Below are 22,040 nucleotides of genomic sequence, written 5' to 3' on the forward strand. Positions count from 1 at the left end.
AAAGCTCGCCCGAATGCGCTCGTGCTCCGTGCGTTCTGGCGTCTTGGGTTCGTTCCGCAGGGCAGTATCCTTAGGTTGGCGGCTGGCGAAGAGGCTCATGGGCGAGCAGTGTTGAGAGTGGTCGGTGCGCCGCGCGCGATTCTTGGACCTGAGGGCTCGGGTGGGCCACTGCAATGTCGGACAGTCTGTCCCTCTCTCTATGCCAGCCAAGCAAGGGTGAGTCGCTTGTTACGGTCTGGCGGCAATCGCCATGCGCACGACTCCATTCGTACTAGAGCTTGTTGAGAGTTTCCCAGCAGGCGTCAGAGCTGTTAACATACTACTCAAAGAGGCGTCCCGGTGATGTTCGCCGAGATTCAATGACAGGTGGGCGGGCAGTTGCGCACCGGGATGGGGACGTTCCCGGCGGATGATGACTCGCATCCGGTCGGGGTAGCCGTTCAGGTCCAGCAGGCCGGTGATGTGGGCGACGTCGGCGCCTTCACGCGCACGGCCCTGGGGGTCGTAGGCCGGGGTCCACGCCGCAGCCGAGATCTTCGCATACTGGGCGGGAATGTCCGCTGGCAGCACGAAGCCGATCGAGTACTGCAGGCCGCGGCGGGCCAGCCAGTCCATGAAGGCATGGGTGCCACCGCCGGAGTCGGTGCGGATCAACACCTTTCGTCCCGGCCGGGAGGCGTGGATCCCCGGCACGGCAGCCAGCGCCTGAGGGGTCAGGCTGATGTGATCGGCAGCGGTGTTCGACCCGGCGTTGCCCGGGCGCAACAGGACCGCCAACGCTTCTGCGGTACCGGCGGGTCCGTGATCGACGAAGGCGCACAACGGGTGGAGCCCGAACCCCCGCTTGTAGGTCGGCGCGGCCTGCTCCTTTTCGCTGTGCGCGCTCACCAACGTTGCGTCCAGATCGATGACCAGCGGCGCCCGCTCATCGATCTCATGGCTGGGAGCATCCGCCCGGGCAGCGGCCCACACGTGCGCGCGGGAGGCCTTGCGAGCGGCAGCGATCGCGGCCAGGGCGCGGTCGGCGTCGCGAGCCAAGCGGTGATCGTGCGCAAGATCGTGGGGTCCGAGGCGACCGGCCCGTAGACCCCCGGTTCGGCCCGAAACACCGCTGCATCACTGCACGCGTCCCCGCCCAGGGCCAGCGTGATCGCCAAATCGGTCAACACCTTGCCCGGACCATGACGCGCCCACGGCGAGCGAAACGGCTCCAACGCCGCACTCAACGCCCGATCCAAGCCACTGGCGGCCACCGTGCCGGTCAACAACACCCCACCGGCGGCACCTACCGCCGTCACCGGCGCCGTCCCAACCTTCACCATCGGGTAGAACCCGCTACGCTTCTTCACCTGAAGGGTGCCCTTCCGTCCTGCTTGATGGAGACTTCGACAATCACCATCCTCCCAGGTCAAGGGCACCTTTCTGCACTGTTCTACCACTCAAACCGACGCCGCGTGAAAGCGCGAGGTTAGGTGTTCATGGCGGGGGCGTTGGGGTGGCGCCACACGGCCGCGTCTCTGGCCATCGCAGCGGGCGCGAACGTCGAGGCCGGGCAGCGGATGCTCGGCCACGCCTCGTCGGCGATGACGCTCGACGTGTCCGCCGGTCCCCGACGATCTCGACGCCGTGGGGCGCTCGCCCGGCGGCATGGGCCACAGCGGGGCTCGCAGGCCCCATGAGGGGCGGATCGGTCATGCCGCCGCATGCGTCCTGACCAGCCGATCCACTGTGTGCCCCCGGCAGGATTCGAACCTGCGACACCCGCTTTAGGAGAGCGGTGCTCTATCCCCTGAGCTACGAGGGCTGGGCGGGCGGTGGTTGCGCCGCGCGGACCATCTTCTCACGAGCGGGGACAACGTCGGTCACGGTGCCGTCGGGGTGGCGGGTGCGAGGGGGAGTGCCGTCGTTCGATCAGGAGCCCGCACGTCAGGCTTCGCTGCCCGCCGGGGGACGAGAGTGGTCACGCACGGACAGCAGCCCTCGCACCGCCTCGACGCCTCGACGCCTCAACGCCCCGACGCCTCGAGGACGAGAGGCGCCGCGCCGTCGCCTCCGTCGCCCGGGTCACGCCCGCGCCGTAGTGTCGGAGGCGACCACACGTTCCTCGTCGAGGAGGCAGGACGCGATGACTCAGCGCACTCTCGTGGTCGGCGAGGCCCTCGTCGACATCGTCCATCGCACCGACGGGAGCGTGGAGGAGCACCCCGGCGGCAGCCCCCTCAACGTCGCGATCGGGCTCGCGCGGCTCGGGCACCCGGTGCACTTCGCGTCGCGGTTCGGCGACGACCTGCACGGCCACGCGATCCGCGCCCACCTCGAACGGGAACCCCACATCACCCTCACGCGCGGCACCGCCTCCGCGCCGTCGACGTCCACGGCCACGGCCACCCTCGACGAGGACGGCGCCGCGACCTACGAGTTCGACCTCGTCTGGGACGTCGCCGTCGCACTCGACAAGGACCCCATCGGGCACCTGCACACCGGCTCCATCGCCGCGACCCTCGGCCCGGGCGCCGACGCCGTCCTCGACACCGCCCGCCGTGCCCACGAGAGCGGCACCGTCTCCTACGACCCCAACGCCCGCCCCAGCCTCATGGGCGACCCGGCGCAGGCCCGCGCCCGCGTCGAGGCGCTCGTCGGGGTCGCCGACGTCGTCAAGGCCAGTGACGAGGACCTCGCCTGGTTGTACGACGCGCACACGACCCTCGACGCCGATGCGGTCATGCGACGGTTCGCCGCCCTGGGCGCCGCGCTCGTCGTCGTCACCCGTGGGGCCGACGGTGCCCGTGTCCACGTCCCGCGTGGCGACGAGTGGGCGGACGTCGCGCCGGTGGCCGACATCGTCGTCGCCGACACCGTGGGGGCGGGGGACGCGTTCATGTCGGGGCTGATCTCGGGGCTCCTCGACGCCGGGTTCCTCGGCAGCCGGGAGGCCGCCGCCTCCCTCCGCCGCGCCGATCTCGCCGCCGTCCTGCCCGCCGTCGAGCGTGCCACCCGCTGCGCGGCGATCACCGTGTCCCGTGACGGCGCCGACCCGCCCACCCGCTCTGAGCTCTGAGCTCTGAGCTTCAGCTCTGGGCTCTGGGTTCTGGGTTCGTCGACCGCCGCGGGTGCGACGTCGCGGCCGGCGGCCCTCGGCGCCATGCATGCAACCCGTGGGCGGAGGCCTGCGTGGCCGACCACCCACACCCCATCCTGCCCTCTACGGTGGAAGCGCCACCGGCGGGGAAAACCGGTGCGCCACATCGACCCCAGGGGGCACCCGCATGACCCGTCAGACTCCGCCCATCGCCGACGTCGACGCCACGGGCCGTCGCCTCGATGCCCACGGACGCGTGCCGTCCCGGTCGCGGGGCGTCGTCCCGGTGTCGATCGCCGCACTCGTGGCCGCCGGAATGCTCGTTCCGGTCGCCATGGCCGAGGCCGCACCCCGCCCCGCCGCCCGCACGGCGACGAAGGCGTCCCCGCGGCTGGACGTCGGCGATCCCGGGCTCCCCGAGACCCGACGCGTGACGAGGCTGGCACCAGGGGTCTCGGTGACGTCGATCGTCCGGGGTGACAAGCCCGCGACGAACGCCACCCGTGGCACGACCCAGCGGGGTCCGTGGCGGGTGCAGGTCGCGATGATCGCCCCGTCGGCCAAGGGCCAGCTGCGCACGGCCATCGGCACCGACATCGCCCGACGCGAGGGGGTCTCGACGCTGGGTCTCTGGAGCGGCTCGCTCGTCGCCGTCAACGGCAGCTACTTCTCGCAGGGGCGCGCGACCGCCCCGGGCGACATGGTCGGCCTCGCCGTGAACGGCGGCACGGTCATCTCCGAGCCGCAGCGCGTGGCCGGGCACATGGGCGTCCTCATGGATTCCCGCACCAAACAGCTGCGGATGGACGACTTCCGGTGGACCGGGAGGCTGTCGAGCCAGCAGGGAGAGCTGCGCATGGACGCGGTCAACACCCCGCTCGCCGCGCCGCCCGGGTGCGAGAACGTCGACCCCGCGCAGTGCGGGACTCCGGGCCGGTTCGTGCGCTTCACCCCGCACTACGCTGCCCGCACCCCGAGTGGGCCGGGCGCGGAGGTCGTCGTCGGGCGGGACGGGTGCGTCGTCTCCGCGCAGCCCCGGCGCGGCGTACGCATCACCCCGGCGCAGGTCTCCTATCAGGCCACCGGCACCAAGGCCGCCGAACTCCTGCGCGTCGCGGGCACCGGCTGCCCCACCTACCGCGAACAGCTCACCGCGAAGGACGGCTCGCCGGTCGCGCTGCGGTCGACGACGTTCGGTGTCGTCGGCCGCTACCGCCTCATCCGAGACGGCGAGATCGTCGCGCCCCAGTCCACGAGCGGCTTCTTCTCCCGACAGCCGCGGACCTTCATCGGACGCACCCCCGGTGGGTCCGTCGCCCTCGTCACCATCGACGGACGCTCCACCCGCAGCGTGGGCGTGACCCTCGCCGAGGAGGCCCGCATCGCCGCCTCGCTCGGCCTCGTCGATGCGGTGAACCTCGACGGAGGCGGGTCCACGGCGATGGCCATGCGCGGCCGACTCGCCAACACCCCCGCGGGAGGGCGTGAGCGCGCCGTCGGCGATGCCGTCGTCTTCATGCCCTGACCTGCGATGACGCTCTGAGGTAAGGGTTTTCCCACACCAGCTCCTTACCCGACGTTGACTCGGGAGGGGAAAGGGTTGTCAGCCCCCGCCGGTACCATCGCAGGCGTGAGTCGAAGCCCCTCCCTGCCCGAGCCGACCCCGGTCGGCCCGTCCCCTGCGCCGCCCTCCGCCACCGGCGCGCCGTCGCGAGCGCACACGCCCGCGCAGGCCGGGAACGCCGACGCCACCCCTGCGCACGGCGGCGACTCGAGTCCCGAGGTGGCGACCGCGTCCACGGGGTCCGCCTCCGCCACCCCGAGGTCGGCCGACGGCGGCGGCGCCCGCACGCCTGCCGGCGGATTCCGCGACGAGATCGTCGCGGACGTCGTCAAGGGGTGGCGACACGAACTCGCCGACCTCGGCGGCCCCAACACGCTGCTCTGGTACCGCGACCTGCCCGCAGGCACCCTCGACCTCACCACCGTGCACCCCGGCGGCGTCTCGATGCTCATGGCCGGCGGTTCCACGCGCCTCTCTCACCTCGTCCGAGAGCGCAGCGCCTTCGTCGAGGCCCGTCGTCGTGCACACGCCATCCGTGAGAAGAGCCTCGAGCTGCGACACGAACGCGGTCTCGTCACCTGCTTCATGGCGCTCGGCATGGCGACGTGGGACGTGCCCGGCCCGCGCGCCCCGCAGGCGCCGGTGTTGTTGCGCCGCTGCGAGATCCACCCCGTCGACGCCGCCGGTTCCGATTTCGACCTCGACCTCGGCACCGACGTCGAGGTCAACCCGGTGCTGCTCAACTACCTGAGCCACGAACAGGGCGTCGACCTCGACCCCGTCGCGCTCGCGTCCCTCGCCGCCGTGTCCACACGCTTCGACCCCATCCGGGTGTTCCGCGAGCTGTCCCGGGTGTGCTCGTTCATCCCCGGGTTCACGGTCCACGACCGCCGCGTCGTCTCGACGTTCTCCTACACCAAGCTGCCGATGGTCTCCGACCTCACCCAGCAGGGCATGGATCTCGGTGACCACCCGGTGCTCGCCGCGCTCGCCGCGGTGCCCGGCGCCTCCAGGCTCGACGGCCCCGCCGAGGACGGCCCCCTCGACCCCGGCGAGGAACTCCTCGCCCTCGACGCCGACTCCGTGCAGTCCCGCGCGGTCATCGACGCGCGGCGCGGACGCGACGTCGCGCTCGTCGGCGGTCCCGGCACGGGCAAGAGCCGCACGATCGCCAACATCGTCGCCGCGCTCGCGGCCGAGGGTCGCAGCGTGTTGTACGTCGCCTCCGCCCGCCGCTCGCTCGAGGCCGTCACCGCCCAGCTCGACGAGGCGGGTCTCGGTGGCCTCGTCCTCGACGCCCACGGTGACCTGCCCGACTCCCAGACCGTCGCCCGCGAGGTCGTCACGGCACTGGACCGACGTCGACCGGCTCGCGAACCCGACACCCGTGGCCTGCGCGAACAGCTCCGCGACGTCAGCGCCGAGGTCGAGAGCGCACTGTCCGCCGTGCACGCCGAGCGCGCTCCCTGGGGCGTCAGCGTGTTCCAGATCCGCGAGGCGCTCGCCGCGCAGAGCGAGTTGCCCGTCCGCCCCACCTCCGAGGTCGTGCTCGACCCGGCCACCCTCACGGGCCTCGACGCCGACCAGGTGCAGGTCGTCGGTGAGCTGCTCGCGTCGGTCGCCGCCGCCGACGGGTGGAGCGAGGACTGGCCGGCCGACCCGTGGTACCGCGCCTGGGTGGTGTCCGAGGAGGAGGCCGCCAAGGCCCGTCGCATCGTCGAGGACCTCGCCGGTGGCCGTCTCGCCGAGGCTCGCACCGCCCTCGACGCCACGCTCGTCGACGCCGGCCTCCCGCCCGCCGAGACCCCCGACCACTGGGACGGGGCGCTCGACCTCATGTTCGGGGTCCGCAAGACCCTCCAGGTCCTGCCCGAGGACGTGTATCTGCAGCCGCTCGACTACCTCCTCGGCGCCACCGCCGACCGGCAGTACCGTCAGGACAGAGGCCTGTTCATCAGCTGGCGCACCCGCCGTGACCTGCGCCGACGTGCTGAGTCGCTGCTCAACCCCGACACCCCCCTCGACGAGTTGCACGACCTGCTGAGCGCCGCGCACGAACAGCGCACCGCGTGGGTCGCGTGGAGCGGCACCGAGGACCCGCCCCGCGTCCCCGCCGGTCTCGACGCGTCGCGCACGCTGTGGGACGACCTCGAGGCCGACCTCCGGTGGCTCTCGGAGCGTCTGGAGACGACGTCCGCCGGGGGAGACCTGTTCACCCTCACCGTCGACGAACTCGTCGCACGCGTCGACGATCTCGCCGCCCACGCCGACCGCATCGCCGTGCTGCCGAGGGTCGCGCCGGCGCTCGACCGGGCCCTCGCGGCCGGGTTCGAGCCCGCCGTCGCCGATCTCGCCTCGCGCCACGTGCCCGCCGCCCAGATCCCCGCGGAGATCGAACGCATCTGGTGGCGGTCGCTCCTGTCGCAGATCGCCCTCGACGACCCGCGCGTCGGCGCCCACGACGGCGATCGGCTGCGCGCTCTCGTCGAGGAGTACGTACGCCTCGACCACGACCACGTGCGCGCCTCCCGCGACGAGGTGCGCGTCGCGGTCGCCCAGCGGCTGCACGACGCGGCCTCGGGGCACGAGCGAGCGCAGCAGATCGTGCGATACGCGGCCTCGGGTACCGGCACCGGGGTTCCGGCCCGTGAACTGTTCGCGCAGGCCTCCGACCTGCTGCTCGACGTCAAGCCGTGCTGGGCGATGAGTCCGCAGGTCGTGGCCTCGCTCGTGCCGCTCGGGCAATGGTTCGACGTCGTGATCGTCGACGACGCGGCCCAGATGCTCGTGTCCCACGCCGTCTCCGCGATCTCACGCGGGCGTCATGTCGTCGTCGTCGGCGACGATCGGCAGCCCGCGCCGATGCCGTACGCCACGGCGTCCGCGCAGCTCGGTGAGCAGGCCGACCCCGACGACGCCGTCCCCGTCGCCTCCGGCCCGACGCTGCTCGACGCCGCCACCGACGTGCTGGGCGTCCGACGTCTCACGACGGTGCACGCCGACGTCGACGAGTCTCTGCTCTCGTTCGCCAACCACGTCGTGTACGACAGTGCACTGCTCACGACCCCCGGCACCTCGCCCACCTCGCCGCTCACGCTCGTCGTCGCCGGCCGCGACGGCACCGACGACGGTGACGGGGGAGGTCTCACCGTCCCCGTCCGCGACGGTGACGTGATGCTCGACGCCCCCGCGCTCGAGAGCCCCGAGGCCACCACGGTCATCCGCCTCGTGCGCGAGCACCTGCGCGAACGTCACGAGGAGTCGCTGCTCGTCGTCACGCTCAGCAGCGCCCGGGCCGAGGCGCTGCGGGCGGCCATGGAGACGGCCGCCGAGCTCGACACCGAGCTGCGCGCCTGGCTCACGACGACGGGCTCGGACGCCGAACGCATCGTCCACGTCGACCGTGTCGTGGGGGAGCGCCGCGACGCGGTGATCCTCGCGCTCGGTTACGGTCCCGGGCCGGACGGATCGTTGCCGCGCCGGTTCGGTCGTCTCGACGCCGAGGGCGGCGACCGTGCCCTCGCCGCCGCGCTCGCCATCGCTCGCCGTCGCGCGACCGTCGTCAGCGAGATCTCGCCGACGGACTTCGGCGAGCGCCGACCCTCGACGCCCGGGGCTGCGCTGCTGCGGGACTTCCTCTCCCACATCGGGCTTCAGCATCACCAGGCCGAGGTCTCCGAGAAGCCCGGCAGCACCGACCCCACCGCGACCCCGGCATCGGAGCCCCCCGCGGCGAGCGAGACGGCCCTGCTCCTGCGGGGGCTGTCGGCCGCGATCACCGAGGACGGGCTCGTCGTGCACCCGCGGTTCGGCACCGGCCCGCGCCGCATCGATCTCGCCGTCGCCGAGCCCGAGGCGCCGCGCCCCGTCGTCGCGGTCCAGGTCGACGGGCGCGAGCACGCGGCCATCCGCGACATCCGCGACCGCGAGCGTGTGCGGGCCGAGCTGCTCGACCGGGCGGGTTGGGAGGTCGTCCGCGTCTGGAGCGCCGACCTGCTCACCGTCGCCGGCGCCGCCGTCCCGATGATCCGCGCCGGTATCCGCGCCGTCGACGCCCGCACCGTTCTGCGCCGTCGTCGGCAGGGGGCGGGGCGGGCATGAGTGAGGAGCCCGTCGTCGGCGCTGACGAGGAGCGGGGCGGCGACGATGCCGCCTCCGACAGCGACGGCACGTCGACGGGTCGGTCCTCCCGCCGCCCGCGCATGGCCACGCCCGAGCAGACCCGCGACGACACCGACGAGGGCTGGGGTGACTGGCGCGATCGGGAGGACCGCGACCGCTGGATCCTCGACCAGCGGCCTCCGCACTGGGACTGAGCACCCGGGAGACCGACCACCGGGGCTCGACACTGCCGGAGAGCGGGACCACCGGTGATGCGGTCGAGGAGCCCGGTGACCTCGCCGGACCGGCCACCAGGGTCGAGCCATCGACCCGCCCACGCCGAGCGCCGACACGGGTGAAGGCGCCCACCTGAGATCAGTGGGCGCCTTCGTCGCGCGTGGGGAGGGGCGTGCTCGCTCCTCGCGAACCTCAGCGTCGGTCGGTGCTCGTGCCGGTGCCGCGCTGCGACTCGAGCAGGTCGCGGATCTCGCGGAGGAGGGCGACATCCTCGGAGATGGGCTCGGCCTCGGGCTCCTCACCGCGGTTGCGGCGCTCGGCGAGCTTGTTCATCGGCAGGACGAAGACGAAGTAGACGACCGCGGCCGTGAGCAGGAAGACGATGAGCGCGTTGATGATCGCGGAGACGTCCATGTAGGTGGCCTGCGGCATGTCGGGCCGCAGGTGGAAGCCGAGGCCCTCGGTCTGCGGGTTGCCGGCGGCGTTGATGACCGGGGTGACGAGGTTGGTGACGACGGTGTCGACGACCTTCTGGAAGGCCGAGCCGATGACGACGGCGACAGCGAGTTCGATGACGTTGCCGCGGAGGATGAATTCCTTGAAGCCGGTGAGCACGGGCGGGCGATCCCTTCTGTATGGGTGGGTACGTGGGTGCCCCGCGAGCGTGGCGGGAGGTGGTGGTGCTGCCGGTCACCGAGCCGCGCCTGCGGCTCGGGCGTCGCGCAGCACCGGGGTGACGCCAGGGCCCTCGGCGCCCATCGCGGGCACGAGGCCCGAGATCCTGTCGTACGGAACGGCGATGACGATACCGTGCCCGCCCCTGTCGGTGGTGATGTCGTCGACCGACAAGATGCGCGCCGACGCCGCGACCACGCGTCCGGCCGCACCCTCGACGAGGTCGACGCGATCGCCGATGTGAAGCGTGGCGACGGCTCCCGGGTCGGCGATCGGCACGTGGACGGCGCGTTCGTTCGCGGCGAGGGCCGTGACGACGGTGAGGGCGGAAGCGGTGAGGATCTCGCGGGCGAGGACCGGACGGGCGAGGCGCCGACCCACCGCGGCCGTCACGTCCGACGGTGCATCTGCGGGTCGGAGGTCGTCGGTGACCCGCACCGGCATGAGATCTCCCGCGACGAGCGCGTGCCCGGCCGGCAGATCGCGAACGGGGGTGAGGACGACGTGCGGCGGCGGGTCGGGGGCGAGGAGACCGGCGAGCAGCCACGTGGCGAGGAACGCGCACACCGCCGCGGCGGCGAGTCGCACCTTGCGCACCGACAGGCGACGGCGCGGCGCCCCCACGCGGCGGGTCGCCGGGGGTGGGGCCGACGTGAGCCATGGAAGGGTCGGTGCGGACGGCATGACCGAAACGGTAGGAGGCCCCCCGTCCTCACGCCCGGATCCCGGCGACACCTGTGGATGACACCGCCCGCTCCCTCGGGATGGGGACGCCGACGCCGTCGAGGCGAGGAATCCGCTCGGCGCGGGTGAGCGGATCAGGAGGGTCACACGCCCCGGGGGCGACGGGCCACCCTCGGGCGCGGCCTGGGTGGCCCGCTCAGTCTGCGCTGCCCGGGGCCCGTCGGTCCGTCGGGATCGGACGAGGCGGGCGGATCGTCGCCGTGCGAGGGCGGCCGGGTCAGCTCGCTGCGGCCGAGGGTGCTGCCGCGGCGGTCTTCGTCGCGCCGGAGCTGTTGCCGGTCGAGTCGGACGAGCTCGAGGACGCGGCGTTTTTCGCGGAGCTCGAGGTGGTGGAGGAGCTGTCGCCCGCGGTCGTCGAGGTGCCGTTCGCGCCGTTGCTCCGCGAGTCGGTGCGATAGAACCCGGACCCCTTGAAGACGACACCGACCGAGTTGAAGACCTTGCGCAGACGTCCCTCGCACTCGGGGCACGTCGTGAGGGCGTCGTCGGTGAACGACTGCACGACGTCGAAACGGTGCGGGCAGGTGGTGCAGGCGTAGGCGTAGGTGGGCATGGCTCCTCTTCCGGTGGATCGCTCGTGCAGTGTAAGGGCGGCGGGGGCCCCCGCATTCCCACCCGTCGACCGACCGGGAGGCGGCTCGAGGTGTCACGCGCCCCCGAGCCGACGCCACCCCGCCACAGGGGTGACGACCGCGGGAACGGGTCGGTCATGGTCCCCGGAGGGCACGGACTCGAGCACCTCGTCGTCGAACAGCAGCACCGCGCGGCAGGTGTCGGGTCGCATCCGCGGCAGGGTGCGGTCGTAACAGCCGCCCCCCTGCCCGAGGCGGTGACCGCGCAGGTCGACGGCGATCCCCGGCAGGATCATCGCCGTGATGTCGGCCACCGCGTCGAGGCCGAGCGCCGGCCCCTCCTCGTCGGCGTCCTCGGCCGTCGGCAGCTCCGCCCGACCGTCGCCGTACCCGTCGCGCCCGTGCTCCGTCGCGTCATGGACGTCCTCGGTGACACGCCCCGACATGCGGCTCGCCGCGCTCCCCACGTCGACGGCGGTGTCTCCGATCTCGCCGCCCCTGTCATCCCGGGTCGCGCCTCCGGCCTCGCGGCTCCTCGTGTGGCCCGGCTCGTCGGCGGTGTCGCCTGCCGCCCCGGTCCGGGTGTCGCGGTCATCCTCCATGCGCGACGCATCGTCGCTGGTGACGGGCGTGCGGCGGTCGTTCCCGGTCCGGGCCGTCGGGGGGAGGAGCTCATGCCAATCGAGGCTGAGGTCCTCGCGGGTGCGGGGGACGAGGACCCGGACGCCGCGATCGTGGAGGGCGTCGATGAGCGCGGAGGTGTCGGGCTCGCTCGGTGTCGAGCGGAACACCGCGACCACCGCGCTCGGGCCCCCCCACCCGGCGGCCCGGGCCTGGGGACACGCGTCGAGGTGAGCGAGCACCGCCGCGGCGATCGCTGCGCGCTCCCGTTCGTCGGATCGGACCTCGCGTCGGCGCGCCACCCGCGCCGCCCGGATCCGCCGCCGCACCTCGGCCTTCGTCGGCACGGTGCCGGGCGCGGTGTGACCCCCCACGCGTCCTCCCGATGCGTCGCTCATGACGACAGTCTCCCCGACCCGGTCTCCGCGCGCCGCCACGACCCTGCCCGCCTCATGGGAGGTCCCGGCGCCGAGAACGCAGGGAAGGATGCGGTGAGGGGGCTGCCATCGCGACCACGTGGGCACAGCCTCAGCGGCATCCCTTCCCCCGTTCCTGCGCGCGGACCCGAGACCGGAGCTCGGGGTGCCGGGCGGTGAACGCGATCGAGGGCGAGGGCGCGTGCCGGTATCGTCTTCGCATGTGGTCGGTGAGGGATGGCGCGTCGGCCGCCCGGGCGCCCAGGGCGCACGTGAGGCGGGCGGCGACATGATCGCGGTCGAGGAGCACCTCGCTCGGATCCTCGCGACGGTGCGTCCCCTTCCCGCCACCCGGCGGGCTCTGGACGGCGCGCAGGGGTGCGTGCTCGCCGAGGATCTGCGCAGTCGCGTCTCGTTGCCGGGTTTCGACAACTCGGCGATGGACGGGTACGCCCTCCTCGCCTCCGACACCGAGGGTGCGTCCGAGTCCTCGCCCGTCCATCTGCCGGTCGACGGCGACATCGCGGCCGGTGACACGACCCGCCACCGACTCCGCGCCGGGCATTCCTTCCGCATCATGACCGGCGCCCCCGTGCCCGAGGGCGCCGACGCCGTCGTGCCCGTCGAGCAGTCGGACGGCGGTGTCGTGCGGGTGGCCATCCACCACGGCGCCGCGCACGGAGCACACATCCGCGCCCGGGGGGAGGACGTCGGCGAGGGACAGGTCGTGCTCCGGGCGGGCACACGCCTCGGACCTCGTCAGCTCGCCCTCGCCGCCGCCGTCGGACACGGGGACGCCCTCGTCGTCCCGCTGCCCCGGGTCGTCGTCGTGAGCACCGGCGACGAACTCATCCCGCCGGGGTCGGTGCCCGGGTTCGGGCAGGTCGTCGACAGCAACGGCCCGATGCTCGCCGCCGCGGCCCGGGACCTCGGCGTCGTCGCGAGTCGCGTCGGCGGGGTCGCCGACGAGCCCGACACCGTCGCTCGCGTCCTTCGTCAGCAACTCTCCCGCGCCGACGCGATCGTCACGACCGGCGGCGTGAGCATGGGCGCCTACGACGCGGTCAAGGCCGTGCTCTCCGAACTCGGCACGGTGCAGTTCGACCGCGTCGCGATGCAGCCGGGCAAGCCGCAGGGTTTCGGCGTCCTCGGGGCGGAGGCCGTCCCCGTGTTCACCCTGCCCGGCAACCCCGTGAGTTCCCTCGTGTCGTTCGAGGTGTTCGTCGCGCCCGCACTCCGCCGCATGGCCGGTCGAGCGCCGTTCGAGACGGCGCCGGTCATCGCCCGCGCCGACGAGGGGTTCCGGTCCCCTGCCGCCAAAACCCAGTTCGCGCGCGTCGTCGTCACCTCCCACGACTCCGAGCAGCTCCGGGTGCGGCTCGCCGGGGGACAGGGCTCCCACGTGCTCGGCAGCCTCGCCGACGCGCACGGACTCGCGGTCGTGCCCCCCGAAGTCACGCAGGTCGAGGCAGGGGACGAGATCCTCGTCCTCGGACTCGACGGCACCAACCCCGGTGACCACGTCCACGTCGCCACCGCCGGTGAGACCGCGGGCCGCCCCTGGTTCGGTGCCGCGGCGCTCACTGCGGCAGGATCTGCCGGGTGACTACCCCGATCACCCCGCCCGGCCCCCACGACGGCGTGGCTCTCGAGGCACGGGACCCGTCGTCCCCGACGCCGACCGCATCGACCGGGACGCCGGACGTGCAGACCGTTCCACCGGCCCCCGCGCCGCACGAGACACCGGCGCACAGTGGTACCCCCGACGTGTCCTCGCCGACGCGTGACCAGGCCTCGGCATCCGACACGGGCTCGACCGACGAGACGCGCGAGGCGTCCTCGGGGCGCGGCGCCGACGCTCCGGAGAGCAGCCCGCGGCTCACGCACGTGCGCGCCGACGGAACCGCGCACATGGTCGACGTGACCGCCAAGGCCGTGACCGCGCGGGAGGCGAGCGCGGCGGGTCGGGTCCTGGTGTCCGAGGTTGCGGTCGAGGCACTGCGCGGAGGCACCATCCCGAAGGGCGACGCCCTCGCCGTCGCGCGGATCGCCGGCATCCAGGCGGCCAAACGCACCCCCGACCTCGTGCCGCTCGCCCACCCGATCGCGGTGCACGCGGTCTCCGTCGACCTGGTGGTCGCCGACCACGGTGTCGACATCACCGCGACCGTCCGCACGGCCGACCGCACCGGGATCGAGATGGAGGCCCTCACCTGCGTGAGCGTGGCCGCCCTCGCGCTGGTCGACATGATCAAGGCGGTCGACCGGCACGCACGGATCACCGACATCCGGGTCACGGCGAAGTCCGGTGGGCGGTCGGGTGATTGGCGGGAATCATGAGCGACGTGAGTGCACAGCCCGCCGGCCGCGACGACTTCGCCCGCATCCCCGCCGAGGACGTCGACTCCGTCCGCCGGGCCGTCGTCGTCACCGCCTCGACGCGTGCGGCGGCGGGGCTCTACGAGGACCGGTCCGGCGCGATCGTCGTGGACCGGCTGCGGGCGTGGGGGTTCGAGACCCCCGACGCCGTCGTCGTCTCCGACGGCGAGGCCACCGGAGCGGCGATGAAGATCGCCCTTGCGGCGGAGCCCGACCTCCTCGTCACCACCGGCGGCACGGGCCTGCGCCCCGACGACCGCACCCCTGAGGTCACCCGCCCACTCCTCGAGGCGGAGGTACCGGGCATCGGGGAGGCCATCCGGGCGGCCGGGATCGCGAAAGGAGTTCCGACGGCGATGCTCTCCCGCGGCCTCGCCGGCGTGGTCGGTGGCACACTCGTCGTCAACCTCCCCGGTTCCACGGGGGGAGTGCGAGACGCGCTCGACGTCCTCGAGGACGTCGTGACACACGCCGTCGACCAGCTGCGAGGTGGCGACCACTGATGGCGGGACTCTGGCCGAGCATCCTCACGATCCGCACGCCCGGAGAGCCCGACCGCGTCATGCGCGCCCTCCGCACCCGCGACCGTGCCGAATGGGAACACCTGCGTATCCGCAACCGCACGTGGCTGTCGCCGTGGGAGGCGACCAACCCCGATCACCTCGGTCACGTCAAGTTCCGACATCTCGTGCGCCGCTACGACACCGAGGCGCAGGCCGGACGCATGCAGCCGTTCGTCATCGAGGTCGGCGGCCGGCTCGTCGGACAGATGCATCTGTTCAACATCGCGTGGGGATCCCTGCGCAGCGGCAGCGCCGGGTACTGGGTCTCGCAGGACATGGCCGGACGCGGCATCGCACCCGCCTGCCTTGCCGCCCTCGTCGACCACGCCTTCTACGGCCTCGGTCTCCATCGCGTCGAGGTCGACATCCGCCCCGAGAACACGCCGAGCCTGCGGGTGGTCGAGAAGCTCGGGTTCCGCGAGGAGGGCGTCCGCCGCCGCCTCCTGCACATCGACGGGGCCTGGCGCGACCACCGCTCGTTCGCCCTGACGACCGAGGACCTCGCGGGTGGATCCCTCGTCGCGGCCTGGAACGCGACCCGCCGTGAGACGCCGCCGACGCCCCCGACCCCCGAGGCGGCGCGAGGCGCCTGAGGCCCGCGTCGTCGCCCCGTCGCCGTGATGACGCCATGATCACCCTCCGACGCCACGGCCACCCGCTGAGACAGCGGGTGGCCGCGGCGACACGATCGGGTCGGTGCGCGACGTCAGCGGCCTCGCACCCGGCGCGAGCGGTGGTGGGTCAATACCCCTTGAACTCCGGCGCCCGCTTCGCCGCCCCGGCCGCGAGGACCTCCTTGAAGTCCGAGCTCAATGCTCCGAGGGCCAGGTAGTCGGCTTCGGCCTGGAAGTAGGTGTCGAGGGTGTAGTCGTGCAACCGGTTCGACAGCATCTTCGCGTGGCCGATGCCCAGCGGAGACTTCGACGCGATCGTCGCCGCCAACGCCCGCGCGGCGTCCATGGCCGTGCCGGCCTCGGCCACGTCATAGACCATCCCGAGGTCCTTGGCCCGCTCGGCGGACACGATCTCCCCCGTGAACGCGAGCACCTTCGCCTGCATCGGCCCGACGAGCCGCTGCAACGCCCACAGCCCGCCCGTGTCGGGGCTGAGCGCGTAGTCGCAGAACACCTCCTGGAAGCTCGCGCCCGCGCCGACGATCACGATGTCGCAGCTCAGCAGCAGGTTGGCGCCACCACCCATGCACGCGCCCTCGGCGACGCCGATGATCGGCTTGGGCATCGCGTACATCAGCTTCACCATGGCCCCGATCTCGGCCATCACCTGGCGGGCCTCGACGAGGTTCTTCGCCAGCTTGGTGCGGATCACCGAGAGATCGCCGGCCCCGAAGCTCACCGGGCCGGTGCCGGTCAAGACCACGGCGCGGACGTCCTGGTCCCACGCGGCCTGTTGCAACGCCGCGGTGAGCTCGTCGATGGTCTGTTCGCTGATGCGGTTCCAGTTCTCCGCGCAGTCGAGCGTGATCGTCGTGATGTGCTGCTCCGTCGTCGAGGTCACGACGTGGTCATAGGCCTTCTCGTAGGGATACATGGCTCACCGCCGCACCTTGCTCGGCCGGACGCCGTCGACGATGCCCTGGGTGCGGCCGACGATGGCGGGGTTGTAGGCGGGGTGCGTGAGGATGTAGAACGTCCCGTCGTCGACCCCCTGGATGATCGTGCGGACGGCCTCCTCGACCGGGATCCCCACCTGCTCCATGCTCATCGTCGCGGCCGCGAGTCGCTTCGTGAAGTCCGCGGAGCCGAAGTACGGGTCGTCGGGGTCCCAGGTGCCGGGGCGACGGTGCCGAGGGCAGTTCATCAGGTCGGTCTTGACGATGCCGGGGCAGATCGCGTGTGCCTTCACCGGCGAGCCCGCGTCCTGGAGCTGCAACTCGAGGACCTCGGTCAGGGACAGGGCGGCGAACTTGCTCGCGACGTAGCTCGGCGAGTTCTCCACGGTCAGCAGGCCGGCGATGGACGCCGTGGTGATGAAGTGCGATTCCTCGCCCTGCGCCGTCATCCGCGGGATGAAGGCGTGGATCATGTGCACGGTCCCCATGACGTTGGTGCCCCAGAGCCACTCCCAGTCCGGCAGCGGTTCCTCCCAGATGGCGCCGACCGAGATCACTCCCGCGTTGCTGAAGCAGTAGTCCACGCGGCCGAACGCCTCGTAGGTGGTCTCGGCGAACGCGGCGACCGCATCGGCGTCGGCGACATCCACGACCTCGCTGATCAGCCGCACCCCGTCGGCCGTCAGCTCCTGCGCCACTGCGGTCAGGTTCGGCTCGTCGATGTCCGCGAGCGCCAGCGTCGCGCCCTCGGCGGCGTAGTCGCGCGCCAGCTGGGCGCCGATCCCGTTCGCCGCGCCCGTGATGACGACGACCTTGTCCTTGTGCTCCATCGTGTCCTCCCTCGTGTGGGTTTCGACAGGCTCGAAGGCCCGAGTCAGTGGGCGCCGGCCGGGGCCTTGAGAAGCTGGGTGATCTCCTCCTGCATCGCCTCGACGGAGGCGCCGCCGATCGCGAGCACCTTCGCGTCGCGCCAGTACCGCTCCACGCCGGTCTCGACGATCGTGCCGAGGCCGCCGTACAGCTGGATGGCGTCGCGGGCGACCCGCTCGGAGATCTCGGAGCCGCGGATCTTGAGCATCCGGCCCTGGGCGAGCTGCAGGTCACCGGCGTCGCGCTCGGCGTGCACGCTGTAGACGAGGCCGCGGAGCTCCTCGATGTCCATCCACATGTGCGCGAGCTTGTGCCGGGTCACCTGGAAGCGGTCGTACATCGGCTGGCCGTGCTGGACCCGCTGCATGGAGTAGGTGAAGGCCATCTCGTAGGCGCCCTCGGCGATGCCCAGCCCGACCGGGCCGCAGGTGAGGAACTCGTCGGTCGCCGAGACGAACATCGCCTGCATGCAGCCGTCCTGCGGGCCGAGGATGGCGTCCTTGGGCAGGCGCATGTCTCGGAAGGAGATGCTGCCTGTCGCGGACCCGTGCCAGCCCAGCTTGTGCTCGGCCGAGCCGATCTCGAGGCCGGGGGTGTCGGCGGGGACGATGAACGCACTGAACCCGGTCTTGGTCACCGGGTCGACGTGGTCGGCGGTGATCGCCAAGACGATGTAGACATCCGCGACCCCGATGTTGCTGATGAGCACCTTGCCGCCGTTGATCACCCACTCGTCCCCGTCGAGGACGGCCCGGGTCGAGTGCTCCTCGTGGTCCGCACCCCCCGCCGACTCGGTGGAGCCGCAGGCGAGGATGATCTCGCCGGTGGCGGCCGGCACGAGGTAGCGCTGCTTCTGCTCCTCGGTGCCGAGCATCCGCAGCATCCCGCCCGCGAGCTGGCTGTGTGCGCCCATGGCCACGCAGAGCACCGGTGAGGCCTTGGCGATCTCCTCCATCACGATCGCGAGCGTGGTGTAGTCGCTGCCCAGGCCGCCGTACTGCTCGGGCACCGTGATCCCGAGCAGTCCCAGCTCGCCGGCCCGCTTGAACAGCTCCATCGGGAACCGGTCGGCGCGATCGATCTCCAGAGCCTTGGGGCGCACCTCCTGATCGACGAAGTCGCGCGTCGCGTCGCGCATCAGGGTGCGTTCATCGTTGAGGTACCACATCGGACCCGTCCTAGCGTCGAGAAGTGGGCGGAGCACCGACGACCCGTGCCGTCGAACCGTAGTCCGCTCATTTTGGACTGTATTCCGGACGGAGCGTGCTCCGCAAGGGTCCCCGGCCCTTCGGTGCGTAGACTTCCCCGGCGTGAGCACCTCTTCTCCAGGGCCGGCACTCGGGCGGCGCGATCGCAACAAGGCCGACAAGCAGCGCCGCATCCTCGACGCGGTCGTCGACCTCTTCCATGCCTCCGACTTCGACGACGTGACCACCCAGCAGGTGGCCGACCGCGCCGACGTGTCGGTGGGCACCCTCTTCCGCTATGCCCAGAGCAAGGAGGAGCTGCTGCTCATGGCGGGCAACGACATGATCGGTCGGCGGGTCAAGGAGATCCTGGCCGAGGGGAGGGGGCTGACCGACGGTCGCCTGTCGGTGATCGACCAGATCTGCCAGCTCCTGGAACCCTTCATCGACGTGGCCGTTCGTCATCCTGCGAACTTCACGCACTACTACCAGGGCATCTTCTTCGGCGCCGACGGACCCTACCGGCGGGAGGCCATGGCCACGCTCGCCTCGTTCGAGGAACAGCTCGGCGCGATCCTCGCCACGGCCCCCGATCGACCACTGCGGTTCGGCATCACGCCCCGGGAGGCGGGCCGCCTGTTGTGGTCGTCACTCTCCCTGGAGATCGCCGGGATGACGCTCGGCGCCCAGTGTCGACGCGATGTCCACACGGCCCTGCGTCAGCACGTCGACCTCGTGCTCAACGGGTTGCTCGGCCAGCCCGGCGGCGGATCCCGGCCCTCCGCCGCCGGCGGCTAGGGCCGCGAGAACCGCGAGACCTCAGGGGATTGCGGGGGTCGAATAACGGAGTACGCTTCAAACCGAGCGCACTCCAGAATGGATGCTCTCCCCGCTCGAAGGAGACCCCCCCATGACCTACTACGACCGGTTCCGCCCGCTCGCCCCCGAGGACGTCGACACGCGCAAGGTGTACCTCGTCGGCGGCGGCCTCGCCGCCCTCGCCGCCGCCTTCGTCGCCATCCGCGACGCCAAGATGCCGGGCGAGAACATCACGATCCTGGAGATGAACCAGGTCGCCGGCGGCGGTATCGACGGTGCGGGCAACGCCGAGACGGGCTATGTCCTGCGCGGCGGCCGGAAGATGGAGACCGACTACAACTGCTTCTGGGACCTGTTCCAGGACGTCCCCGCCTTCGAGATGGGCGAGGGCTACTCGGTGCTCGACGAGTTCCACCACATCGATGACATCGACCCCAACTACTCGAACTGCCGCCTCATGCACAACCAGGGCGAGCCGCAGGACAACTCCTCGTTCGGGCTGGACCGCGCCCAACAGATGGAGATCATCAAGCTGTTCATGGCCGACGAGAACGCCTTGCAGGGCCTCGCCATCGACCAGTACTTCAGCCCCGGCTTCCTCCAGAGCAACTTCTGGATGTTCTGGCGCACGATGTTCGCCTTCCACGACTGGGAGAGCCTCATCGAGGTCAAGCGCTACATGCACCGGTTCGTGCACTGCTTCCCGGGCTTCAAGGACATGTCGGTCGTGAAGTTCTGCAAGTACAACCAGTACGACGCGTTCATCAAGCCGCTGCGCGACCTGCTGCTGAGCAAGGGCGTCCGGTTCGAGTACGGCGCCAACGTCCTCGACCTCGACATGGACATCACGCCGCAGCGCAAGGTCGTCACCGCCATCCGGCTCGAGCAGAACGGCGAGCCGCGCACCATCGAGGTCGACGAGCGCGACCTGGTCCTCGTCACCAACGGCTCGCTCACCGAGTCGACGGGCTACGGCGACATGGCCACGGTGCCCCCGACCATCACCGAGGAGCACGGTGGATGCTGGAACCTGTGGCGCACCCTGGCCGCGAAGGACCCCTCGTTCGGACGCCCGGACGTGTTCTGCTCCGACGTGGCGAAGACGTCGTGGGAGTCGTTCACGATCACCGCCAGGAAGTCGGCCCTGACCGACAAGATCGAGCAGCTGAGCGGCCGCGACCCGTTCGCGCGCAAGACCACGACCGGCGGCATCATCACCGTCACCGACTCGTCCTGGCTGCTCAGCTTCACGGTGAACCGCCAGCCGCAGTTCCCCGACCAGCCCGAGGACGTCGTCGTCATCTGGGGTTACGGGCTGCTCATGGACACGGTCGGCGACCACGTCGAGAAGACGATGCCGGAGTGCACCGGCGAGGAGATCCTGCGGGAGCTGTGCTACCACCTCGGCATCCTCGACAGCTGGGACGACGTGCTGGCGAACAGCATCAACATCCCGACGATGCTCCCGTACATCACGTCGTTCTTCCAGGTCCGCCGCAACGGCGACCGGCCCGAGGCCGTGCCCGAGGGCAGCGTCAACCTCGCCTTCATGGGTGAGTTCGTCGAGACGGCCCAGGACTGCTCGTTCACCCTCGACAGCGCCATCCGCACGGGTGAGGAGGGCATCTACCAGCTGCTCGGCCTGCCCAAGAAGGCACCGGAGTTCGTCACCAAGCAGTACGACATCCGCTACCTGGCCGCCGCCGCCCGGGCGCTGAACGACGACAAGCCGCTGCCGCTGGAGCCCGTGGTGGCTCGAGTCGCCCAGCACTCGTACTACGCCGACCTGTTCCCGCAGGCGGCGACGGACGGCGCCGCGCCGCGGCAGCTGGCCGGCCAGGCACGCTGACGAAGGAGGACGCCATGCGAATCGTGGTGGCCTACAAGTGGGCGGCCAACCCGGCCGATGCGACCGTCACCCCCGACGGCGTCATCGACTGGTCGCGCGCGAAGGCCGGACTGTCGGAATACGACCCGGTCGCCATCGAGGTCGGTCGCGGCCTCGCCGACGCGACCGGGAGCGAACTCGTCGGGCTCACCGTCGGGACGCCGTGCGCCGGGTCCACCCTGGCTCGCAAGGCGGCTCTCTCCCGCGGGCTCGACCGCCTCGTGGTGGTGACCGGAGAGGACATCGACCTGCTCGACGTGTCGCGGACGGCGGCGCTGCTCGCCGCCGCCGTCCGCCGGATGGGCGGGGTCGACCTCGTGGTGACCGGCGGCTCGTCGGTCGACGTGGCCGCCAACATCGTCCCGGCACTGCTGGGCGGACGGCTCGGTTGGCCCGTGCTCAACGACGTCGGGCAGGTGCGGACGGACGGCGCCGCCGTCCTCGTCACGCGGTCTCTGCCCACCGGTGAGCAGGAGCTGCGGTGCGCGACCCCGGCCGTCCTCTCCGTCGCGACGGACGCCGCGACGGCCCGCGTGCCCGGCATGAAGGACATCCTCGCCGCCGGCAAGCGGCCGGTCGACGATCTCGGCGTGGAATCGCTGGACGTCGCCGCCGCCCACCCCGAGGTGATCGGCCGCAGCAGGCCCCACCTGACCGCCCGCAAGGGTCGACGCATCGATGCCGCCGACCCGGATGCCGCCGCCCGACAGCTCGTCGACGCACTCCGTGCCGACGGCGTGCTGTGAGCGGGGGAT

General features: G+C 71.8%; 19 protein-coding genes, 1 tRNA gene and 1 pseudogene. 12 read left to right on the forward strand and 9 right to left on the reverse strand.

Annotated elements, in window-relative coordinates; all coding sequences use genetic code 11:
• Positions 1 to 228: 228 nt before the first annotated feature.
• On the reverse strand, positions 229 to 1,038 hold the full coding sequence (locus RT054_RS13935; protein ID WP_396837309.1) for a transposase: 810 nt from the start codon (positions 1,036 to 1,038) through the stop codon (positions 229 to 231).
• Between the two features lie 461 nt (positions 1,039 to 1,499).
• Here RT054_RS13935 and RT054_RS16550 point away from each other — a divergent pair.
• A pseudogene (locus tag RT054_RS16550) lies at positions 1,500 to 1,604 on the forward strand (integrase); the annotation flags it as partial.
• A 127-nt stretch (positions 1,605 to 1,731) separates the two neighbouring features.
• Here the strand turns inward: RT054_RS16550 and RT054_RS13945 are convergent.
• Positions 1,732 to 1,804 (reverse strand) — tRNA-Arg (locus tag RT054_RS13945).
• A 321-nt stretch (positions 1,805 to 2,125) separates the two neighbouring features.
• Between RT054_RS13945 and RT054_RS13950 the strand changes: the two genes are divergently transcribed.
• The 4 genes from RT054_RS13950 (at position 2,126) to RT054_RS13965 (ending at position 8,959) form a co-directional block, all read left to right on the forward strand.
• On the forward strand, positions 2,126 to 3,058 hold the full coding sequence (locus RT054_RS13950) for a carbohydrate kinase (protein WP_313024660.1): 933 nt from the start codon (positions 2,126 to 2,128) through the stop codon (positions 3,056 to 3,058).
• Between the two features lie 208 nt (positions 3,059 to 3,266).
• Entirely contained in the window at positions 3,267 to 4,604 is a 1,338-nt protein-coding gene (locus RT054_RS13955) for a phosphodiester glycosidase family protein (protein WP_313024663.1), read from the forward strand.
• A 105-nt stretch (positions 4,605 to 4,709) separates the two neighbouring features.
• Positions 4,710 to 8,744: an AAA family ATPase gene (locus RT054_RS13960; protein ID WP_313024665.1), complete on the forward strand. Its 4,035-nt coding sequence runs from the start codon at positions 4,710 to 4,712 to the stop codon at positions 8,742 to 8,744.
• Positions 8,741 to 8,959 (forward strand): hypothetical protein, encoded by a 219-nt coding sequence (locus tag RT054_RS13965; RefSeq protein WP_313024668.1) that lies wholly within the window; start codon positions 8,741 to 8,743, stop codon positions 8,957 to 8,959. Before RT054_RS13960 ends, RT054_RS13965 begins: the two co-directional genes overlap by 4 nt.
• 214 nt (positions 8,960 to 9,173) lie before the next feature.
• On the opposite strand, the gene mscL is transcribed toward RT054_RS13965, so the two are convergent.
• From mscL to RT054_RS13985, 4 genes are all read right to left on the reverse strand, one after another.
• Complete coding sequence (gene mscL, locus RT054_RS13970) at positions 9,174 to 9,596, reverse strand: large conductance mechanosensitive channel protein MscL (RefSeq protein WP_313024671.1); 423 nt, start codon at positions 9,594 to 9,596, stop codon at positions 9,174 to 9,176.
• 75 nt (positions 9,597 to 9,671) lie between these two features.
• The gene (locus RT054_RS13975; RefSeq protein WP_312720623.1) at positions 9,672 to 10,340 is read right to left on the reverse strand and encodes an SAF domain-containing protein; all 669 of its coding nucleotides are present in this window, start codon (positions 10,338 to 10,340) and stop codon (positions 9,672 to 9,674) included.
• A 277-nt stretch (positions 10,341 to 10,617) separates the two neighbouring features.
• On the reverse strand, positions 10,618 to 10,953 hold the full coding sequence (locus RT054_RS13980) for an FmdB family zinc ribbon protein (RefSeq protein WP_313024674.1): 336 nt from the start codon (positions 10,951 to 10,953) through the stop codon (positions 10,618 to 10,620).
• Positions 10,954 to 11,046: 93 nt separating this feature from the next.
• Positions 11,047 to 11,991 carry a 5-formyltetrahydrofolate cyclo-ligase gene (locus RT054_RS13985; RefSeq protein WP_313024676.1) on the reverse strand — a complete coding sequence of 315 codons (945 nt, stop codon included), beginning with the start codon at positions 11,989 to 11,991 and terminating at the stop codon, positions 11,047 to 11,049.
• 307 nt (positions 11,992 to 12,298) lie between these two features.
• On the opposite strand from RT054_RS13985, the gene glp reads away from it, so the two are divergent.
• The 4 genes from glp (at position 12,299) to RT054_RS14005 (ending at position 15,544) form a co-directional block, all read left to right on the forward strand.
• Positions 12,299 to 13,615 (forward strand): gephyrin-like molybdotransferase Glp, encoded by a 1,317-nt coding sequence (gene glp / locus RT054_RS13990; RefSeq protein WP_313024678.1) that lies wholly within the window; start codon positions 12,299 to 12,301, stop codon positions 13,613 to 13,615.
• A gap of 281 nt (positions 13,616 to 13,896) precedes the next feature.
• Positions 13,897 to 14,349, forward strand: a complete 453-nt coding sequence (moaC, locus tag RT054_RS13995; RefSeq protein ID WP_396837311.1) for a cyclic pyranopterin monophosphate synthase MoaC — start codon at positions 13,897 to 13,899, stop codon at positions 14,347 to 14,349.
• On the forward strand, positions 14,346 to 14,891 hold the full coding sequence (locus tag RT054_RS14000; RefSeq protein ID WP_396837310.1) for a molybdenum cofactor biosynthesis protein B: 546 nt from the start codon (positions 14,346 to 14,348) through the stop codon (positions 14,889 to 14,891). The genes moaC and RT054_RS14000 overlap by 4 nt, the downstream gene beginning before the upstream one ends.
• Entirely contained in the window at positions 14,891 to 15,544 is a 654-nt protein-coding gene (locus RT054_RS14005) for a GNAT family protein (protein WP_312719976.1), read from the forward strand. The genes RT054_RS14000 and RT054_RS14005 overlap by 1 nt, the downstream gene beginning before the upstream one ends.
• 148 nt (positions 15,545 to 15,692) lie before the next feature.
• Here the strand turns inward: RT054_RS14005 and RT054_RS14010 are convergent, their stop codons facing one another.
• Genes RT054_RS14010 through RT054_RS14020 form a run of 3 tightly spaced genes read right to left on the reverse strand, consistent with a single transcriptional unit; the run spans position 15,693 to position 18,559 of the window.
• Complete coding sequence (locus RT054_RS14010; protein WP_313024684.1) at positions 15,693 to 16,499, reverse strand: enoyl-CoA hydratase/isomerase family protein; 807 nt, start codon at positions 16,497 to 16,499, stop codon at positions 15,693 to 15,695.
• 3 nt (positions 16,500 to 16,502) lie between these two features.
• A complete protein-coding gene (locus RT054_RS14015; protein ID WP_313024688.1) occupies positions 16,503 to 17,351 on the reverse strand; it encodes an SDR family NAD(P)-dependent oxidoreductase in 849 nt (282 codons plus the stop codon).
• Between the two features lie 44 nt (positions 17,352 to 17,395).
• The gene (locus tag RT054_RS14020; RefSeq protein ID WP_313024692.1) at positions 17,396 to 18,559 is read right to left on the reverse strand and encodes an acyl-CoA dehydrogenase family protein; all 1,164 of its coding nucleotides are present in this window, start codon (positions 18,557 to 18,559) and stop codon (positions 17,396 to 17,398) included.
• 142 nt (positions 18,560 to 18,701) lie between these two features.
• Here RT054_RS14020 and RT054_RS14025 point away from each other — a divergent pair, with 142 nt between their 5' ends.
• The 3 genes from RT054_RS14025 (at position 18,702) to RT054_RS14035 (ending at position 22,031) form a co-directional block, all read left to right on the forward strand.
• Positions 18,702 to 19,376: a TetR/AcrR family transcriptional regulator gene (locus tag RT054_RS14025; protein ID WP_312719971.1), complete on the forward strand. Its 675-nt coding sequence runs from the start codon at positions 18,702 to 18,704 to the stop codon at positions 19,374 to 19,376.
• A gap of 112 nt (positions 19,377 to 19,488) precedes the next feature.
• Positions 19,489 to 21,246, forward strand: coding sequence for an oleate hydratase (locus tag RT054_RS14030; RefSeq protein ID WP_313024695.1), 1,758 nt, complete (start codon positions 19,489 to 19,491; stop codon positions 21,244 to 21,246).
• A 14-nt stretch (positions 21,247 to 21,260) separates the two neighbouring features.
• Positions 21,261 to 22,031 (forward strand): hypothetical protein, encoded by a 771-nt coding sequence (locus RT054_RS14035; protein WP_313024699.1) that lies wholly within the window; start codon positions 21,261 to 21,263, stop codon positions 22,029 to 22,031.
• The last annotated feature ends 9 nt before the right edge of the window (positions 22,032 to 22,040 follow it).

Source organism: Mobilicoccus sp. (assembly GCF_032060985.1).
In the GTDB taxonomy this organism is placed as follows: domain Bacteria; phylum Actinomycetota; class Actinomycetes; order Actinomycetales; family Dermatophilaceae; genus Mobilicoccus.

Excerpts from the sequence above, each read along its gene's own strand:
- RT054_RS13950 (WP_313024660.1), top strand. The coding sequence starts at position 2,126 with ATGACTCAGCGCACTCTCGTGGTCGGCGAGGCCCTCGTCGACATCGTC.
- RT054_RS13955 (WP_313024663.1), top strand. The coding sequence starts at position 3,267 with ATGACCCGTCAGACTCCGCCCATCGCCGACGTCGACGCCACGGGCCGT.
- RT054_RS13965 (WP_313024668.1), top strand. The coding sequence starts at position 8,741 with ATGAGTGAGGAGCCCGTCGTCGGCGCTGACGAGGAGCGGGGCGGCGAC.
- RT054_RS13975 (WP_312720623.1), bottom strand. The coding sequence starts at position 10,340 with ATGCCGTCCGCACCGACCCTTCCATGGCTCACGTCGGCCCCACCCCCG.
- RT054_RS13980 (WP_313024674.1), bottom strand. The coding sequence starts at position 10,953 with ATGCCCACCTACGCCTACGCCTGCACCACCTGCCCGCACCGTTTCGAC.
- RT054_RS13985 (WP_313024676.1), bottom strand. The coding sequence starts at position 11,991 with ATGAGCGACGCATCGGGAGGACGCGTGGGGGGTCACACCGCGCCCGGC.
- glp (WP_313024678.1), top strand. The coding sequence starts at position 12,299 with ATGATCGCGGTCGAGGAGCACCTCGCTCGGATCCTCGCGACGGTGCGT.
- RT054_RS14000 (WP_396837310.1), top strand. The coding sequence starts at position 14,346 with ATGAGCGACGTGAGTGCACAGCCCGCCGGCCGCGACGACTTCGCCCGC.
- RT054_RS14005 (WP_312719976.1), top strand. The coding sequence starts at position 14,891 with ATGGCGGGACTCTGGCCGAGCATCCTCACGATCCGCACGCCCGGAGAG.
- RT054_RS14010 (WP_313024684.1), bottom strand. The coding sequence starts at position 16,499 with ATGTATCCCTACGAGAAGGCCTATGACCACGTCGTGACCTCGACGACG.
- RT054_RS14015 (WP_313024688.1), bottom strand. The coding sequence starts at position 17,351 with ATGGAGCACAAGGACAAGGTCGTCGTCATCACGGGCGCGGCGAACGGG.
- RT054_RS14020 (WP_313024692.1), bottom strand. The coding sequence starts at position 18,559 with ATGTGGTACCTCAACGATGAACGCACCCTGATGCGCGACGCGACGCGC.
- RT054_RS14030 (WP_313024695.1), top strand. The coding sequence starts at position 19,489 with ATGACCTACTACGACCGGTTCCGCCCGCTCGCCCCCGAGGACGTCGAC.
- RT054_RS14035 (WP_313024699.1), top strand. The coding sequence starts at position 21,261 with ATGCGAATCGTGGTGGCCTACAAGTGGGCGGCCAACCCGGCCGATGCG.